We start from the raw sequence: 16990 nt of genomic DNA on the forward strand, positions 1-16990 counted from the left end.
CTCAGGCCGTGGGGCGCCCGCTCGACCGTGTGGACGGGCCGGCCAAGACCGCCGGGCTCGCCCGGTACACCGCCGACCACCACGTCCCCGACCTCGCGCACGCCGCGCTGGTGCACGCCACCGTCGCCCGCGGCCGCATCACCGGCCTCGACACCGCCGACGCCGAGGCCGTCGGCGGGGTGCTGGCGGTCCTGACCCACCACAACGCCCCGCGCATGACGCCGCCGGCGCCGGTGAGCGCGCTCGACCTGAGCACGCTGGCGCCGGGCACCACGGTGGACTACCTCAACACCGACCGGGTGCACTGGAACGGCCAGCCCGTCGCCGTCGTCGTCGCCGACTCCCCCGACACCGCACGGCAGGCCGCCCGCCTGGTCCGCGTCACCTACGAGGTGGAGCCCGCGGTCACCGACTTCGCCGCCGCGCAGGACGACGCGGTCCCGCTGCGCGGCACGCTGCTGGTCCTCGGCGAGGAGCGGACGGGCGACGCCGAACGCGCACTCGCCACCGCCCCGGTCGTCGTGGACCACCGGTACACCACGCCCGCCCAGAGCCACCACGCCATGGAGCCGCACGCCACCGTCGCGGTCTGGAACGGCGACCGGCTGACCGTCCACGAGGGCTCGCAGGACGTCGACTGGGCCCGCCGCCACCTGGCCCGGCGCTTCGGGGTGCCGCTCGCGGGGGTGCGCGTGCTCTCCCCGCACGTCGGCGGCGGTTTCGGCGGCAAGGCCCCGGTCTGGGCGGGGACGGTGCTCACGGTGCTCGCGGCCCGGGCCACCGGCCGGGCGGTGCGGATGGTGCTCAGCCGCGAGGACGTCATCCGCACCGTCGGGGGACGCACCCCCACCGTGCAGCGCGTCGCGCTCGGCGCGCAGCGGGACGGGACCCTCACCGCGCTCCTGCACACCGGTGTCTCGCAGGTCGGCCGGGTGGGTGGGACACCGGAGCCGGTGGGCTCGCAGTCACGCCACCTCTACGCGGCGCCCCACATCTGGATCCGGCACAGCACCACCACGCTCGACGTCCTCCCCACCGCCCACATGCGGGCACCGGGAGAGGCGGTCGGCACGTTCGCCCTCGAGTCGGCGGTCGACGAGCTGGCCGTGGCGCTGGGGATGGACCCGGTGGAGCTCCGGATGCGCAACGAGCCCGACCGCGACCCGTTGGACGGCAAGCGGTTCTCGCGGCGGGACCTGCGTGCGGCCTACGCCCGCGGCGCGGAACGGTTCGGCTGGGCCGAGCGCACCCCGAGCCCGCGCTCGATGCGCGACGGGCACTGGCTCGTCGGCCGGGGGGTGGCCACCGCCTTCCACCTGCCGGTCCGCCTGCCCGCCGACGTCACCGTGCGGCTGCGCGCGGACGGCACGGTGCTCGTGCGCTGCGCGTTCCACGAGATCGGCGTCGGCGCGGCCACCGCGCAGACGCAGGTCGCCGCGGACGCCCTCGGCGTGCCGGTCGAGGCGGTCACCGTCGAGCACGGCGACACCGAGCTGCCGGTCGGGCCGCAGGCCGGCGGCTCGGGGCAGACCGCGAGCGTGGCGACCGCGCTGCTGGAGGCGTGCGAGGAGCTCAAGCGGTCCGTGCTGGCGCTGGCCCGCCGGTCTCCGTCGTCACCGCTGCGCGGTCGGCGGCTGTCGGAGCTGCGGGCCGGGCGCGGAGGGCTGTACCGGGCGGACGCGCCGGACCGGGGCGAGACCTACGGCGTCATCCTGACCCGCGCCGGACGAGCGGAGATCGAGGTCCGCACGGCAGCGGGGACGCGGCTCGGGCGGACGCTGCAGCAGGCCCGGGCGGCCGCCGGCTGGTTCCGCGACCGCAGGCGCTGGGTGCGCGCCGTCACCGGCGCGCACTTCTGCGAGGTCCGCGTCGACGAGCACACCGGCGAGGTGCGCGTGTCCCGCTGGCTGGGGGTCTTCGACGTGGGCCGGGTGGTCAACCCGAAGACGGCGACCAGTCAGCTGCGCGGCGGCATCGTCATGGGCATCGGGGCCGCGCTGTCCGAGGAGACGCTGGTCGACCCGCGGACCGGGCGCACCGTGAACCCCGGCCTGGCCGAGTACCACGTCCCGGTGCAGGCCGATCTGCCCCGGATCGAGGTCGACTACCTCGACGAGCCCGACCCGACGACCCCGCTGGGGCTGCTGGGCGTGGGCGAGGTCGGCATCACCGGCGTGGCCGCCGCCGTGGCCAACGCCGTGCACCACGCCACCGGTGTGAGGGTCCGGGACCTCCCCGTGACGCTGGACCGGCTGCTGTGACGCCGCTCCGCACGCGCCCCACCGTCGTGCGCTCAGTTCCGCAGGGTCTGCCCGGAGCACGCCGTGGGCGGCGCGGTAGGCGGTGGCGAAGCGGCCGGGGTTGGCGAAGCCCCACCGTGTCGCGATGGCCGCGACGGTGTCACCGCGCGTCGGGTCGGCGCGCTGCAGGTCGCGCCGCGCGAGCTCCAGCCGTACCCGGCGGAGGTGGCCGAGCGGTGTCGTGCCGAGATGCCGGCGGAACCCGTACTGCAGCGCGCGGGCGCTGGTGCCTGCCGCCGCCGCGATCTCGCTCAGCTGGAGCGGCCGGTGGGCGTGGGCCTCGATGTAACCCGCGGCGCGACGGACCGCCGCCGAGGTGACGGTGCCCGGGCCAGGCACGTGCCCCCGGGTCATCGTCGTGTTCGGGAAGGTGTGCAGGGCGGCGGTGGCGACGGTGCGGGCCATGTCCTCGGCGAGCAGCGGCGAGCCCAGCGGGGACCCGGGGTCCACCAGGGCGCTGCTGACCAGGCCGACCAGTGACCGCCAGTACCGGTGCACCGGTGCCGAGACCGGCGTGCTGTCGTGGAACCGCAGCTCCGCCGCGGACATCCCTGCCGTCTCCTCGGCGACCCGGGCCGCCGGCAGCCGCATCGTGGTCACGTCGAACCCGTGAACGGCGAACTCGATCGGGACCCCGAGCGGGTGGACCGCGGCATCCCCGCTGCGGGCGATCGTGCCGACGTCGCGACCGTCCACCTGCACGCTGCCGGCGTGCACGACGAAGAACACGTGGTCGGAGAGGCCCTCGGTGCTGGTGCCGGTGTAGTGGATGGACGTGCGCACCCGGTCGGCACCGATGACGGGTGTGTCGTGGGTGAGGGCCGAGAACCGCGCGCCGTTGCGGATCGGCGCGAACCGGATGGTGTTCTCGGCGTAGGTCTGCCGGAGGAAGGCGGTGACCTCGGCCTCGTCGTCGGAGGGGAACGACGACCGCTGGACGGGATCGGACTGCGTCCGCGGCGCCGACACGCTGCCTCCCGAGGGTCCAGACGGCGAGCGGTGGCTGCTGACCGGCGACAGACGGGTCACGCAACGCGAGCCCGCCGGACGAAGCCCTCGCGAGGGGCTCGTTGGCACCGGACCGGCGGTGTGCGACCGTGGCGGGGCGTCTGGTGGAACCCGGGGTCCATCCAGGACGAAGCTCGAGCGGGTCCAACCGAGTGGCCCGCCCGAGCGCCACGACCGGCCGGCCGCCGGGTACGTCGGCTCGGCTCGTCGCCTCCTTCGCGCCCTCGATCCCGACGGCGGATCCGCAGTGCACGAACGTCGTGGGAGGAGCACAGGCAGCCGAGATGCCGGACTTCACCGAGCGGCTGGCCGCGATCGCCCGCGAACTGGTCAACGAGCCGGACATGCAGCACACGCTGCAGCGGGTGGTCGAGGCCGCCGCGCAGCACCTCGACGGCGAGGTGTGGGCCAGCGTGTCGCTGGTGCGGGAGCGCCGTGAGGTGGAGACCCCGGCCACCAGCGACGACCGCGCGGCGCGCGCGGACCTGTTGCAGTACGAGCTGGAGCAGGGGCCGTGCCTGGACGCGATCTGGGAGCAGGAGACCTTCCAGATCGACGACATGACCGCCGATGAGCGCTATCCCCGCTGGACGCGCGCGGTGTCGGAGGGGACCGGCATCCGCAGCAGCCTGTCGCTGCAGTTGTTCACCGACGCGGACGAGCGCAGCCTCGGCGCGCTCAACCTCTACTCGCCACGGCCGGGGGCCTTCGACCCGGAGACCCGGGCCGAGGCCCTGGCCTTCGCGGCGCAGGCCGCGGTCGCGCTGCGCAGCGCCCAGATCGAGGAGCACCTGCGGTCGGGGATGGTCACCCGCAACCTGATCGGGATGGCCCAGGGCATCCTGATCGAGCGGCTGAAGCTCACGCCGGACCAGGCGTTCGCGGTGCTCAGTCGGCTGTCGATGGAGACCAACACCAAGCTGCGGGAGGTGGCCCGGCGGCTGGTGGAGACCGGGGAGATCCCGGACCGCCGGCCGCGCTGAGGTCGTGCGCGACCCCGGTGGCCGGGCTTCGCGGACAGCTCCTGCAGCCGGGACCGGATGCGGGACAGCCGCAGGTCGTCGTAGCGGTCGAGCGTCGCCTCACCCACCTCGCTCAGCGCCGGGCTGATCTCCCGGCCACTCGTGGCGGACACCGTCTTCTCCACGAGTCCGGCGGCCACCAGCCGGTCGACGAGCCGGCTCGTGCCCGGCACCGACACGCCCATGCCCCGGGACAGCTCCACGAGGTCCACGCCCGGTCGTTGGTGCGGCAGCGTCACCGCGCGCAGCTGGACGGAGGAGAGACCGTGCCGATCCGGTCGGCGGCCTCGACCGACACGCCCACCGCCCACCGGAGAGCCGTGAGCACCACCTGGTCCGACGGCGTCCGCGCCCCGGGTCCCTGCTCCGTCGTCACGGGCTCCTCCCTTCTGGTGTCCTGCGCCGCACCCGTCCCCGTGCCGCCGAGCAGCCGAGACCGCGTCGACCGGCGTGAGGTCCCGGGCAGCCCGCGCCTGGCGGGATCGGGGAGCCGCGAGGCACGGGGCGGCGTCGCGGCGGGTCCGAGTGTCGCCGACCGGTCATCGCAGAGCACGAGCGTGAGGCGGGCGGCCGGGTCTCCGCCGGCACGTCGGTCACCGGTGCGGTGTCATCACCCTCCCCACGGCCGTGATCGACGCCGGCAGTGCTGCGCGGAGCACCAGCCCGACGGGGACCGGTCGGTCAGCGCGACGTGCAGCCTCACCGCGACGGTGGACAGCACCGCCCCTCGCCTTCGCCGGCGGCGCCGTGCCGGCGTCGGTCGTCGACGCGCTGGCTCCGGAGGCCTTCCGCGAGGGCGGGGCACCCATCGCGCTGGCGAGCGCGGCGGGCTTCGTCACGGACTTCGTCCTGGGCCACTGATCCGCGACGCCGGGACACCACCGACGTCCTCCTGGCCCGGTCGGGCCCGGTCGCCCGGAATGCGCGGGACAGGGCTCGCGGCCGGGACCAGACTCAGCACCCATGGCGCGCACGTGGATCACGCCCAAGGCCGTGAAGGGAGCCCCCAGCGGGATCGCCGGGCGCGGTCTGGTGGCCGTCGAGCCGATCGGGCAGGGAGAGGTGGTCGCGGTCAAGGGCGGTGACGTCGTGACCACCGCGGAGCTGCGGTCACTGCCCGAGCGGCTCCAGAACTCCGCCGTCCAGATCACCGACGACCTGCACCTGGTCGCGCTGACCGACGACCAGTACGAGGCCGTGATGCTGTTCGTCAACCACTCGTGCGAGCCCAACGTCGGCTTCGCGGGGAACGTGGTCCTGGTCGCCATGCGCGACGTCGACGCCGGCGAGGAGCTGACGACCGACTACGCGCTCTTCGACGACCACGAGGACACCATGGAGTGCACGTGCGGCCGCGCCGCCTGCCGCGGGCGGGTGGACGGGCGGGACTGGCAGCGACCGGAACTGCAGGAGCGCTACCGGGGCTGGTTCTCCTGGTACCTCCAGCGGAGGATGACCGGCACAGGGCCGTGACCGGTGGGCGAGGCCGCCGCCTGTGGGCCCGGATGCCGGAGGCGACCGACGGGCCGCGGGCCTGGAGGCCGGCGATCTGGTCGGACCCGACCTGCGTCGCCCTGACCGCTCCGGCGGCGACGCGCCCTCCCCGCCGGAGCGGTTCCGTGCCGGGTCGTTCGCCCCTGCCTGCGTCCGGCCGCACTGCGTAGCGTGCCCGGGGTGACGCCGACCGTCGGGAGCGCCGCCGTCGAGCGCTACACCGCGGCGTGGCGCGAGACCGACGCCGCCGCGCGGCGGAGACTGCTGGACACGTGCTGGGCCGGGGACGGCGTCTACTGCGACCCGCTGGTCCGCGTCGAGGGCCGCGACGGGCTGTCGTCGCTGATCGGGTCGTTCCAGGAGGAGAACCCGGGCGCCCGGATCGAGGTCGTCGGCGGCGTCGACGAGCACGACGGCTACCTGCGGTTCGCCTGGCGGGTGCTGACGGCCGACGGCTCGGTCGCACTCGAGGGGACCGACTTCGGCGAGGTCGACGGCGAGGGCACCCTGCGCCGGCTCGTCGGCTTCTTCGGCCCGCTGCCGACCTGAGCCAGCGCTCGGGCCGTCCAGCCGGTGCGGCCGATGGGCGCGCCGCAGGGGTGGAAGACGCTCGGGCGCTGGCCACCCCACCTCCCCGCCGCCACGGGGAGCCGGCGCGGACCGAGCCGACGCGCTCGTCGCCGGAGCACGCCACGTGACACGCCGTCCCGTCCGCCGGCACCAGACCCCCGGCCGGCGCCGATCCTCACGAGTTCCCGCAGCGTCGCGTCGGGCAGGTAGACCCTGGTCACCGCCATCCCGATCCGCGCGAGGTCCCCCTCGTCCCGATACGCGAGGTACAGGGGGTTCGTACCGTGGGCTCAACTCGGTGCCGTGTCGCCCGCGACCCCGAGCGGGCCCGGAGCCCGAGCGGCCGGAGCCGTCGGCCGGGAATCGCGTCAGCGCCGCGGTTCGACCAGGCCGGTGTCGTAGGCGAAGACGACGGCCTGGACCCGGTCCCGCAGCCCCAGCTTGGACAGGATGCTGGAGACGTGGGTCTTGACGGTGCCCTCGCTGACGTGGAGCTCGTGGGCGAGCTCGGTGTTGGTCCTGCCATGAGCGAGCAGGCGCAGGACGGTGAGCTCCCGTTCGGTGAGGCGCTGCAGTTCCGGCGCCGGCGAGCTCCGTGGCGACGGCCGGGTGATGTAGTCCTCGATGAGGCGGCGGGTGACCGAGGGTGCGAGCAGGGCGTCGCCCCGGACGACCCGGCGGACGCCGAGGAGGAGATCCTCGGGTGGGCAGTTCTTGAGCAGGAACCCGCTGGCGCCACCGCGCAGCGCCTCGAGGACGTAGTCGTCGCGCTCGAAGGTGGTGAGCACCAGCACCCGGGTGCGGACGGAGTCACCGAGGGCGCCGATGCGCCGGGTGGCCTCGAGTCCGTCGACACCGGGCATCTGGACGTCCATCAGGACGACGTCGGGGTGCAGCTCGGCGACCAGCGTGACCGCCTGCTCGCCGTCCTCGGCCTCGCCGACGACCACGATGTCGTCCTCGGACTCCAGGATGAGCCGGAAGCCACCGCGGACCAGGGCCTGGTCGTCGGCCAGCACGACCCGGATGGTCACGGCGCCCGCCCGTCGTCCGGGAAGGCGGCCCGGACCCGGAAGCCACCGGCGGGCAGCGGCCCGGCGTGGAACTGGCCGCGGTGCAGCCCGATCCGCTCGCGCATGCCAATCAGGCCGTGACCCCCGGGCGCCGCGGCCCCCTCGGTCTTGCCGTCCCCGTCGTCGGTGACCGCCACGGTGAACGCCCGGGGCTCGTAGTCGAGACAGACCTGCACCCGCCCGGCGGTGGAGTGCTTGACCACGTTGGTCAGCGCCTCCTGGACGATGCGGTAGGCCGACACCTCCACCGACGGCGGTAGCTCGCGGGGCCGTCCCGCGACCGACACCTCCACGACGACGCCGGTCTCGCCGACCTCGGCGACCAGCGCGTCGAGCTGGGCCAGGCGCGGCTGGGGGGCGAGCGCGTCGGGCTCGCCCTCCTGGCGCAGGAACCCGAGCATCCGCTGCAGGTCGACCACCGCCTGCCGGCTGGTCTCCTCGATGGAGGCCAGCGCCTCGGCGGCCCGGGCGGGCTGGCGGGTCATGACCCGGCGCGCCGCCCCGGCCTGCACGCCCATGACGCTGACGTGGTGCGCGACGACGTCGTGCAGCTCGCGGGCGATGCGCACGCGCTCGTCGAACACCGCACGCCGAGCCTCCTCCGCGCGATCGCGCTCCAGGCGCGCCGCGCGGTCCACGAGCGCCTGCTCGTGGGCACGCCGTTCGGCGACGAGGTCCCCGAACCTCCACGCGGCGACGACGAAGGCCGCGTTGAACAGCACGAGGAAGACCGCACGCAGCAGCAGGGGTCCCTGGACCGGCGTCCCGGCGACCACGACCAGCCGGTAGGCGAGGAAGCCCAGCGCCGCGACGACGTTGATCCCGCGCACCCAGTTCCGCCGGCGGCCCTGCCCGTAGGCGCCGGCGCTGTAGAGGGCCAGCCACCACACGACGACGGAGACGGTCAGGTCCGGGACGTCCACGATCCGGTAGGGGAAGAAGACGACCGTCACCACGATCAGGACCGACAGCGGACACCGGCGCCGCAGCGCCAGGGGCGACACCAGCGCGAGGGTCAACCCGACCCACACCCCCGTCGGCGGTGGCCGGTAGCCGGCCGGAGCGGTGTCGATCCCGACCCGCACGGCCAGCACGCCCAGGACGGCGAGCACCGCCGCGGCGGCCGCGTCGGCGAGCAGGGGCCGCGCCTCGCCGGCGGCGCGCGCCCGGCGAGCCCACCTCCGCACGAGGCAACGGTAGGGGCGGCGACCGGGGAACTCATCCCCCGCGCGACAGAGACGTGCTGGCCGGAAGACCCATCAGGGGGGCGGTGCCGGCAGCCGACACATGACCCGGCGGTCCGACCTGTGGTGGAGATGCGGATCGGTCCTGCGGGCGATGACCCGGCCGGTGCCGGTGACCGACCCTGGAGCCGGTGCCGGCCGTCCCCGGCGACGCCGGCGGTGCCCCGTGCACGGCCCGGACGACTGGAGGTCCTGTGGTGTCCCTGCCCTCGAGCACCCTCCTCGCCGAGGACCTGCTGCTCATGACCGCCCACCCGATCCGGTCGACGGTGCGCCGGCCGACCGGACTCGCCCTCCCCCGGGCCGTGGCCGGTGCCGTCGTGCACGACCTCCTGACCCTCCGGGCGGCGCGGTTGCACGGGGGCCTGCTGCTCCTGGCGGCCGGTTCCGCGACAGCACCCCGCCCGCTGCCGGACCTCTCGGCCCGGCTCGCCACCGAGCAGCCCGTGGACCGGGCGATCGACGCCCTGGCGGCGCCACGGGCGCGCTCGGGTCAGCACCTGCTGCGGTCCCTGGCCGACGGCGGCGCGGTGGTCCGCCGTGACCGGCGCCTGTTCGGCGTGGTCCCCGCGGCGTCCTACGAGGTCACCGCCCCGGACACCGTGCAGGCGCTGCGGGCACGCGTGGCCGCCGCGCTGCGCGGACCCGTCGACGACGCCCGAGCCACGACCCTGGCCCGCCTGGTGTGTGCCGGCGACCTCCACCACCGCGTCGCGGTCGACACCGGTACCGCGGGACGCCACGGCCGGTCCCTCGTCGCGCAGGACCCCGTGGCGACCGCGGTCGCGAGCGCCATCCGCCGGGCCCGCCGGGACGCCGCCACCACCGGCGCGGTCGCCGCGACCGCCGGCGCGGTCGCCGCGGCGGGCAGCTGACGCTCGTACGCCCAGGAGCCGCGGCCCCGGAGACCGGCTGTGACGAGCTGACCGGGCGCTGCCCGAGGCGCCGGACCCCGTCGAGAGGTTCCTCGGCCCGCGTCCCGGCGAGTCCCCCGTACCAGGACGCGTCCCGCTGCTGGTCTCCGCCGTGGCGGGCGACCTCCGGCGCCGACAGCGAACCGCGGCCTGGACGTGGGTTGCTCGGTTGGCACCCCTGCTCGGTCGTGACGGTCCAGGGGTCGTGCTGCCCGCGGCCGAGCTGGTAGAGCAGTGCCCGGCGGGCACGAGCGCGGTCGGCAGCGGGTGGAGGACCGGGTCCTCGACCGGACGCGCGGCTCGCGGAGAGGAGCCTCCCCGATGACCACGGTCCCCACCGTCGGCGACGACGGCGTCCCGGCCGCGGCGGCCCGCACGTGAGCGCCACCGGTCCCGTGCGGCACGATCCGGAGCGGCTCGCGACCGTCGGCAGCGTGGACCTCTGCCACGACGCGTTCGGCGAGCCCGACCACCCTCCGGTGCTGCTGGTCATGGGCCTGGGCTTCCAGCTCGTCCACTGGCCGGAGGACTTCTGCCGTCGACTGGCGGCCGAGGGCCTCCGCGTGGTCCGGTTCGACAACCGCGACGCCGGTCGCTCGACTCACCTGCCCGGCCAGCGCTACACCCTCGAGGACATGGCCGACGACGCCGCCGGCCTCCTGGACGCCCTCGGGATGCCGGCCGCGCACGTGGTCGGGGCGTCGCTCGGCGGGATGATCGCCCAGACGATGGCCATCCGGCATCCGGACCGCGTGCGCTCGCTCGCCTCGCTGATGTCCACGACGGGTCGCCGCGGGAAGGGCCGCACGTCCGTCCGCGTCCTCCGCCACGCGCTCGGCCGACCCCCGCGCACCGAGGAGGAGGCGATCGACCGCCGGGTCCGGGTCTTCTCGGTGATCGGCTCGCCCGGCTTCGACCAGGACGTCGACGAGCTGCGGCGGACCACCGCGCTGGCCTTCCGGCGTGATCCCGACGCGCGCGAGGGCCGCCGCCGTCAGCACCGGGCAGTGCGCGCCGCTGCGGACCGGACCGAGGCCCTGCGGCGGCTCACGGTGCCCACCGTGGTGATCCACGGCACCGCGGACCTGATGTGCCATCCGTCCGGCGGACGGGCCACCGCCGAGGCCGTCCCCGGCGCCCACCTCGTGCTCGTGCCCGGGATGGGCCACGACCTGCCCCGGGGGGCGTGGCCACGGCTCGTCCGCGCGATCGTGGACAACGCCGGCCGCGCCGGCGGACGGTGAGCACCCGCCGGCGACCGGGATGCCCGTCGTCGGTCCGATCGTCGGTCCTGGCGCGCGCTCCCAGCGACCCGAGCCTCGTGCCCGGGCGCGGCCCGGTCGTCCCGGAGGCGCCCAGGTCCGGCGCCGGGCGACGCACCATCGCCCTGCCGGACGCGAGCAGCCGGGGCGGCACAGGAGGACCTCTCCCCCGGACTCCGCCACGGGGTCACACGGTGACGACGACCTTGCCGGTCGCCCGGCCGTCGACCAGGTACTCCACAGCGGCCGCCGTCTCGGCGAGCGGGAAGACGCCGTCGACCAGCGGCGTGACCGAGCCGGCCTCGAGCAGTGCGGTGAGCGCCCGCAGGTCCGCACCCCGCTCCTTGCTGACGAAGAAGCCCAGCGTCTGGCCGACGAAGGGAGAGAGGAGCGCGGCCCGGAACTGCCGGCCCAGCCCGTCGAGCAGCCGCCCACCGGTCTCACCGCCCACGATGACCAGCCGCCCGTGCGGGGTGAGGGCCCGCCGGAGGTGTGCGAGCGAGCGGCGTCCGGCGATGTCGATGATCGCGTCGAAGCGGCGCTGCGGGATCTCGTCCCGGCGGTGGTCGAGGACGGCGTCGGCGCCCAGCGCGCGGACGGCGTCGAGCTTGGCGCCGCTGGCCATGCCGGTCACCTCGGCCCCCAGGGCCTTGGCGATCTGGACGGCGAAGGTGCCCACGCCGCCGGAGGCCCCGATGACCAGCACCTGCTCCCCCGGCTGCACCCGGGCGTGGTCGCGGACCGCCTCGAGAGCGGTGCCGGCGGACACGGGGACGGCTGCCGCCTCCTCGAAGGAGAGGTTCGCCGGCTTGCGGTCGAGCTTGCCCTGCTCCGCCACCGCGTACTCGGCGAACGTGCCGTTGGCCGAGGCGATGCCGTACACCTCGTCGCCCGGCCGGACGTCGGTCACCCCCTCACCGACGGCCTCGACCACCCCGGCGAGGGGGCGGCCGGGGTTGAGGGAGCTCGGCCGGCGCAGGCCGAAGACCAGCCGCGCGGGATAGGGGAGGCCGGCCATCAGGTGCCAGGTGCCGCGGTCCACACTCGCCGCCCGCACCCGGACGAGGACCTCGCCGGCCAGCGGGGCCGGCCGTTCCGCGCGGCCCATCCCGAGGACGTGTTCCGGAGCGGCGCCGTACCGGGTCTGCACCACCGCGCTCATCGTGTGGCCGCTTCGCTGCGCGGCCCTGACCGCCTTCGTGGTGTTCATCGTGCCCACCTCTGATCGGTGACCTTACGGCGTAAGGCTGGCCCTTACACCGTAAGGTGTCAAGGGACCGCTCGACTGGAGGTGCCGGTGACCTCGTCCGCCCGTGCGCCGCGCCGACCGCTCACCCGCCGGCGGGTGCTCGAGGTCGCTGCCGACCTCGCCGACCGCCACGGCCTGGAGGCGCTGAGCATGCGCAGGCTCGGGGAGGCGCTCGGCGTCGAGGCGATGTCGCTGTACAGCCACGTCGCCAACAAGGACGACCTGCTCGACGGGATGGTCGACGCGGTCTTCGCCGAGATCGACCTGCCCTCGGCCGACGACGGATGGCGTGCGGCCGTGCGGCAGCGAGCGGTCTCGGTACGCGCGGTCCTGCGCCGCCACCGGTGGGCGATCGGCCTGATGGAGTCGCGCACCTCCCCCGGGCCGGCGACCCTGGCCCACCACGACGCGGCGATCGGCGTGCTCCGGGCCGGCGGGTTCAGCGTGCCGCAGACCGCGCACGCCCTCTCGGTCCTCGACAGCTACGTCTACGGCTTCGCGCTGCAGGAGAAGGGCCTGCCGTTCCAGACCGCCGACGAGGCGGCCGAGGTGGTGCAGGCGATGTCCGCCCGGATCCCCGCCGATCGGTACCCGCACCTGGTCGAGCTCGCCACGCAGCACGCCCTACGACCCGGCTACGACTACGGCGAGGAGTTCGAGATCGGCCTGGACCTCGTCCTCGACGGCCTCGAGCGACTGCGCCGGCCTCAGCGGCGTCCAGGAGCAGGGTCTCCCGGAGCGGGTCGAGGCCCCGGTGCGGAGCAGCCTCCCCCGTGCGCAGGGTGAACAGGTCGTCGTGGTCGCACCACACTCGCGCGCGGCCCGGCAGATGGCCCATCGACACCCACGGGCGAGTGCTGAGACGATGCGGGTCCGGGAGCCCACCGCTGCCTCGACGAGAAGCGCGCGCCGGCACGGCGGCAGTCGGTGCCTGCCGCTCGAGGAGGTGGTCGTGGTGGGCCCACTGCTCGAGACGAAGCTCCACGTGCCGCGACGGCGACGGGGTCTGGTCGCCCGTCCCCGGCTCCTCGAGCGCCTGGACCGAGGGACCGAGGCGGCGCTCACGCTGGTCTCGGCCCCGGCCGGGTTCGGGAAGACCACCGTGCTGACCGACTGGCTGACCTCCGTCGCCGCGGGACAGCGGCCGGTGGCCTGGCTCTCCCTCGACCAGCGGGACAACGACCCAGCGGTGTTCTGGACCTACCTCGTCGCCGCGCTGCGGACCGCGGCGCCGGGGGTGGGCGCGGGCGCGCTGGCCCTCCTGCAGTCGCCCCGGGCGTCGACCGAGGCGGTCCTCGCCACCCTGGTCAACGACCTCTCCGCCTCCCCGGACGACGTGGTGCTGGTGCTCGACGACTACCACGTCGTCGACGCACCCGAGGTGCAGGACGGGATGTCGTTCCTGGTGGAGCACCTGCCGGCGCAGGTCCACCTGGTGATCGCCGGCCGCGCCGACCCGGCGCTGCCGCTGGCGAGGTGGCGCGCACGCGGCGACCTCGTCGAGCTGCGTGCCGCCGATCTGCGCTTCACGGCGGACGAGGCCGCGGCATACCTCGACGTCGCGACGGGACTGACGCTGACGACGGCGGACGTCGCAGCGCTGGAGCAGCGGACCGAGGGCTGGATCGCGGCGCTGCAGCTGGCGGCGCTGTCGATGCAGGGTCGGGACGACGTCGCGGGTTTCATCGCCGGCTTCGCCGGAGACGACCGCTACGTCGTGGACTACCTGGTCGAGGAGGTCCTGGCCCGCCAGCCCGAGCGGGTGCGGAGCTTCCTGCTGCAGACCTCGGTCCTGAGTCGGCTGACCGGTCCGCTGTGCGACGCCCTCACCGGCAGGAACGACGGCAAGGCGATGCTGGAGGCGCTCGACCGGGCCAACCTGTTCCTGGTGCCGCTCGACGGGCGACGCCGGTGGTACCGCTACCACCACCTGTTCGCCGACGTCCTCCACGTGCGCCTGCAGGACGAGCTGCCCGATGCCGTCAGCGGTCTGCACCGGCAGGCCGCCGAGTGGTACGAGCGCAGCGGGGACCGGGCCGAAGCGGTCCACCACGCGCTGGCCGGCGGGGACGTCGCGCGCGCGGCGGACCTGGTCGAGCTCGCGCTGCCGGCGCTGCAGAAGGGCCGGCAGGAGGCCACCATGCGCCGCTGGCTGGAGGCGCTGCCGGACGAGGTGATCCGGGTCCGGCCCGTGCTCGGCGTCGGCCATGCCGCGGCCCTCATGGTCAGCGGCCGGGTCGAGGGCGTCGAGGCGCGCCTGCGGGACGCCGAGCGGTGGTTGAGCCCGACCCCGGACGGCGCGGAGGAGCCGCCGGCGCCGCCGACGGAGATGGTGGTCGCGGACGAGGCGGGGTTCCGCCGGCTGCCCAGCGCGATCGCGATGTACCGCGCGGGACAGGCCCTGCTGTCCGGCGACGTGGCCGGCACCGTGGCGCACGCCCGTCGGGCGCTCGACCTGGCCGGCGCCGAGGACCACCTGGGGCGCGGCGGGGCGGCCGGTCTCCTCGGCCTCGCCCACTGGGCGAGCGGGGACCTGGGCACCGCACACCGGTGGTACTCCGATGCGGCCAGCTGCCTGGAGGAGGCCGGGCACGTGTCCGACGTGGCCGGCTGCGCGATCGCGCTGGCCGACATCTGCCTCGCACGGGCCCGGCTCGGCGAGGCGAGGTCGACCTACGAGCGGGCGCTGCGGCTGGTGACGCCCGACGCCGGGCCGGTGCTGCGCGGTGCGGCGGACGTGCACGTGGGCATCGCCGGCATCCTCACCGAACGCGGTGACCTGGACGCCGCCCGGCGACACCTCCTGGTGAGCAGGGACCTGGGCGAGCACGTCGGCCTGCCGCAGAACCCGTACCGCTGGCGGGTCGTGATGGCCCGCATCCGCGAGGCCGAGGGGGACGTCGCGGCGGCACTCGGTCTCCTGGAGGAGGCGGAGCGCCGCTACGTCGGTGACTACTTCCCCGAGGTTCGGCCACTCCCGGCGCTGCGGGCGCAGGTGCTCGCGCGGCGCGGCCGATGGGCCGAGGCGCTCGCATGGGCACAGGAACGGGGATTGTCGGTCGACGACGACCCGGACTACCTGCGCGAGTTCGAGCACCTCACCTTCGCCCGGGCGCTCGCGGCGCGCTCCGCGGCCCAGGGCGACGCACGGCCGGTCTCCGGGGCCGTGCACCTGCTGGCGCGACTGCTGCAGGCGGCGGAGGAGGGCTGCAGGACGGGCAGTGTCATCGCCGTCCTGGTGGTGCAGGCGCTCGCCGAGCAGACGCGCGGCGACGTGCCCGCTGCGCTCGCGGCGCTGCGCCGCGCCCTGGCGCTGGCCGAGCCCCAGGGCTACGTCCGGGTCTTCGCCGACGAGGGCGCAGCGATCGGCGCTCTGCTGCGGGCGGTCGCGGCGGAGGATGCCGCCGCGGGGTACGCCCACCGGCTCGTCGCGGCACTGGGGACCGGCGAGGACGACGTGCCGGCCCCGGCAGGCCTCGTCGACCCGCTCAGCGCGCGCGAGCTCGACGTCCTCCGGATGCTCGGCAGCGACCTCGACGGCCCGGACATCGCCCGCCGGCTGTTCGTGTCGGTCAACACCGTCCGGACGCACACCAAGAACATCTACGCCAAGCTCGGCGTGACCAACCGCCGCGCGGCCGTTCGCCGGGGTGAGGACCTCGACCTGGTGCCTCGGCCCCGGGACCGCCCGGACCGCGCCGCGGTCCCCGACCGGTGAGCACGAACGACCGTCCCGCTCGCTCGACGGGCCGCCCCGGACCGCTCACCGCGTCCGCTGGGTCCCGGATCACCACCCCGATCACCAGGCATGGTGATCCGTTCTCACCAGGCTCCTCCCTACGTTCCTCCGCACCGGCGCACGCCGGACCGTCGCCCACGACGACCGGAGTGCCCGGCCGCGACCGACCCCGCCCCCGCGGGGAACGGCGCCGGACATGTGAGGAGGAGACGTGACGGAGACCCGAGCGCCCTACCCGGTTCGTGTCGACGCGTCAGAGGACGCGCCGTCCCGGGGACTGTGGCTGGTGAAGTGGGTGCTGCTCATCCCGCACCTCGTCGTGCTGGTGTTCCTGTGGCTGGCCTTCTCCGTGGTCGGCGTGATCGCCTTCTTCGCCATCCTGGTCACCGGGCGCTATCCGCGGGGACTGTTCGACTTCAACGTCGGCGTGCTGCGCTGGTCGTGGCGGGTCCACTACTACGGCTACTGGGCGCTGGGCACCGACCGCTATCCGCCCTTCACCCTGGCCGACGTACCCGACTATCCCGCCCACCTCGACGTCGCCTATCCCGAGCGGCTCTCCCGCGGCCTGGTGCTGGTCAAGTGGTGGCTGCTGGCCATCCCGCACTACCTGGTCGTGTCGGTCTTCGTCGGCGGCGGGATCTGGCTGGCCACCGGTGCCGGTGACGCCGGCAGCAGCTGGGGGGCCGGCATCAGCCTGCTGTCGCTGCTGGTGTGCATCGCCGGGTTCGTGCTGCTGTTCACCGGCCGCTACCCCACCCCGCTGTACGACGTCATCCTGGGCGTCGACCGCTGGGTGCTGCGGGTGGCCGCCTACACCGCACTGATGACCGACCGCTATCCGCCGTTCCGGCTCGACCAGGGTGGCACCGACCCCGGCTCGGTGCCGGCACCGCCCGTACCGCCCGCACCCGTCGGCGCGCCGACGACCACGCCTCCTGCCCCGGTCGCGCCGGCGCGGTGACCCGCGCCGCCCCGGCCGGTCCCCCCGGGGCGGTTCCACCCGCCGACGCACCCGCCTCGACGGCCCGCCGACGTGGACGCGCACAGCACCAGGCGGGCCGGTTCCCGCTCCATCTCGATCGTCGCCCCGGACGCCGTGGGTGCAGGGGGAC

General features: G+C 75.2%; 13 protein-coding genes and 2 pseudogenes. 10 read left to right on the forward strand and 5 right to left on the reverse strand.

All coding sequences use genetic code 11. The features are described from left to right. Window positions 1–29 precede the first annotated feature (29 nt). Window positions 30–2261 carry a xanthine dehydrogenase family protein molybdopterin-binding subunit gene (locus CHC04_RS07725; RefSeq protein ID WP_217897232.1) on the forward strand — a complete coding sequence of 744 codons (2232 nt, stop codon included), beginning with the start codon at window positions 30–32 and terminating at the stop codon, window positions 2259–2261. A 69-nt stretch (window positions 2262–2330) separates the two neighbouring features. On the opposite strand, the pseudogene CHC04_RS25510 reads toward CHC04_RS07725, so the two are convergent. Then, window positions 2331–2705, reverse strand: a pseudogene (locus CHC04_RS25510) (helix-turn-helix domain-containing protein); the annotation flags it as partial. Between CHC04_RS25510 and CHC04_RS24820 the strand changes: the two are divergent. Together CHC04_RS24820 and CHC04_RS07735 are read left to right on the forward strand one after the other, a co-directional pair. After that, window positions 2704–2913 carry a hypothetical protein gene (locus CHC04_RS24820; RefSeq protein ID WP_245817047.1) on the forward strand — a complete coding sequence of 70 codons (210 nt, stop codon included), beginning with the start codon at window positions 2704–2706 and terminating at the stop codon, window positions 2911–2913. The pseudogene CHC04_RS25510 and the gene CHC04_RS24820 overlap by 2 nt on opposite strands. Before the next feature lie 679 nt (window positions 2914–3592). Continuing rightward, window positions 3593–4291 (forward strand): GAF and ANTAR domain-containing protein, encoded by a 699-nt coding sequence (locus tag CHC04_RS07735; RefSeq protein ID WP_089403248.1) that lies wholly within the window; start codon window positions 3593–3595, stop codon window positions 4289–4291. A 137-nt stretch (window positions 4292–4428) separates the two neighbouring features. Here CHC04_RS07735 and CHC04_RS25515 read toward each other — a convergent pair. Further along, window positions 4429–4641: pseudogene (locus CHC04_RS25515) on the reverse strand (MarR family transcriptional regulator); the annotation flags it as partial. A 652-nt stretch (window positions 4642–5293) separates the two neighbouring features. On the opposite strand from CHC04_RS25515, the gene CHC04_RS07745 reads away from it, so the two are divergent. Beyond that, entirely contained in the window at window positions 5294–5803 is a 510-nt protein-coding gene (locus tag CHC04_RS07745; protein ID WP_089403250.1) for an SET domain-containing protein, read from the forward strand. Between the two features lie 201 nt (window positions 5804–6004). Next, a complete protein-coding gene (locus CHC04_RS07750) occupies window positions 6005–6373 on the forward strand; it encodes a nuclear transport factor 2 family protein (protein ID WP_089403251.1) in 369 nt (122 codons plus the stop codon). 389 nt (window positions 6374–6762) lie between these two features. Here the strand turns inward: CHC04_RS07750 and CHC04_RS07755 are convergent, their stop codons facing one another. Together CHC04_RS07755 and CHC04_RS07760 are read right to left on the reverse strand one after the other, a co-directional pair. Further along, window positions 6763–7428, reverse strand: coding sequence for a response regulator (locus tag CHC04_RS07755; protein WP_089403252.1), 666 nt, complete (start codon window positions 7426–7428; stop codon window positions 6763–6765). Then, window positions 7425–8654 carry a sensor histidine kinase gene (locus CHC04_RS07760; RefSeq protein ID WP_089403253.1) on the reverse strand — a complete coding sequence of 410 codons (1230 nt, stop codon included), beginning with the start codon at window positions 8652–8654 and terminating at the stop codon, window positions 7425–7427. Before CHC04_RS07760 ends, CHC04_RS07755 begins: the two co-directional genes overlap by 4 nt. A 254-nt stretch (window positions 8655–8908) precedes the next feature. On the opposite strand from CHC04_RS07760, the gene CHC04_RS07765 reads away from it, so the two are divergent. Both CHC04_RS07765 and CHC04_RS07770 read left to right on the forward strand, forming a co-directional pair. Beyond that, the gene (locus CHC04_RS07765) at window positions 8909–9586 is read left to right on the forward strand and encodes a GPP34 family phosphoprotein (protein WP_141233717.1); all 678 of its coding nucleotides are present in this window, start codon (window positions 8909–8911) and stop codon (window positions 9584–9586) included. A 473-nt stretch (window positions 9587–10059) separates the two neighbouring features. Continuing rightward, the gene (locus CHC04_RS07770) at window positions 10060–10869 is read left to right on the forward strand and encodes an alpha/beta fold hydrolase (protein ID WP_217897233.1); all 810 of its coding nucleotides are present in this window, start codon (window positions 10060–10062) and stop codon (window positions 10867–10869) included. A gap of 205 nt (window positions 10870–11074) precedes the next feature. On the opposite strand, the gene CHC04_RS07775 is transcribed toward CHC04_RS07770, so the two are convergent. Further along, window positions 11075–12097, reverse strand: coding sequence for an NAD(P)-dependent alcohol dehydrogenase (locus tag CHC04_RS07775; protein ID WP_245817048.1), 1023 nt, complete (start codon window positions 12095–12097; stop codon window positions 11075–11077). 87 nt (window positions 12098–12184) lie between these two features. Between CHC04_RS07775 and CHC04_RS07780 the strand changes: the two genes are divergently transcribed. From CHC04_RS07780 to CHC04_RS07790, 3 genes are all read left to right on the forward strand, one after another. Further along, window positions 12185–12922: a TetR/AcrR family transcriptional regulator gene (locus CHC04_RS07780; RefSeq protein WP_245817049.1), complete on the forward strand. Its 738-nt coding sequence runs from the start codon at window positions 12185–12187 to the stop codon at window positions 12920–12922. A gap of 166 nt (window positions 12923–13088) precedes the next feature. Further along, a complete protein-coding gene (locus tag CHC04_RS07785) occupies window positions 13089–15854 on the forward strand; it encodes a winged helix-turn-helix domain-containing protein (protein WP_089403427.1) in 2766 nt (921 codons plus the stop codon). A gap of 232 nt (window positions 15855–16086) precedes the next feature. Beyond that, window positions 16087–16839: a DUF4389 domain-containing protein gene (locus CHC04_RS07790; protein WP_089403255.1), complete on the forward strand. Its 753-nt coding sequence runs from the start codon at window positions 16087–16089 to the stop codon at window positions 16837–16839. Window positions 16840–16990 lie beyond the last annotated feature (151 nt).

The sequence above is a fragment of the Geodermatophilus saharensis genome (genome assembly GCF_900188205.1).
Classification (GTDB): Bacteria; Actinomycetota; Actinomycetes; order Mycobacteriales; family Geodermatophilaceae; genus Geodermatophilus; species Geodermatophilus saharensis.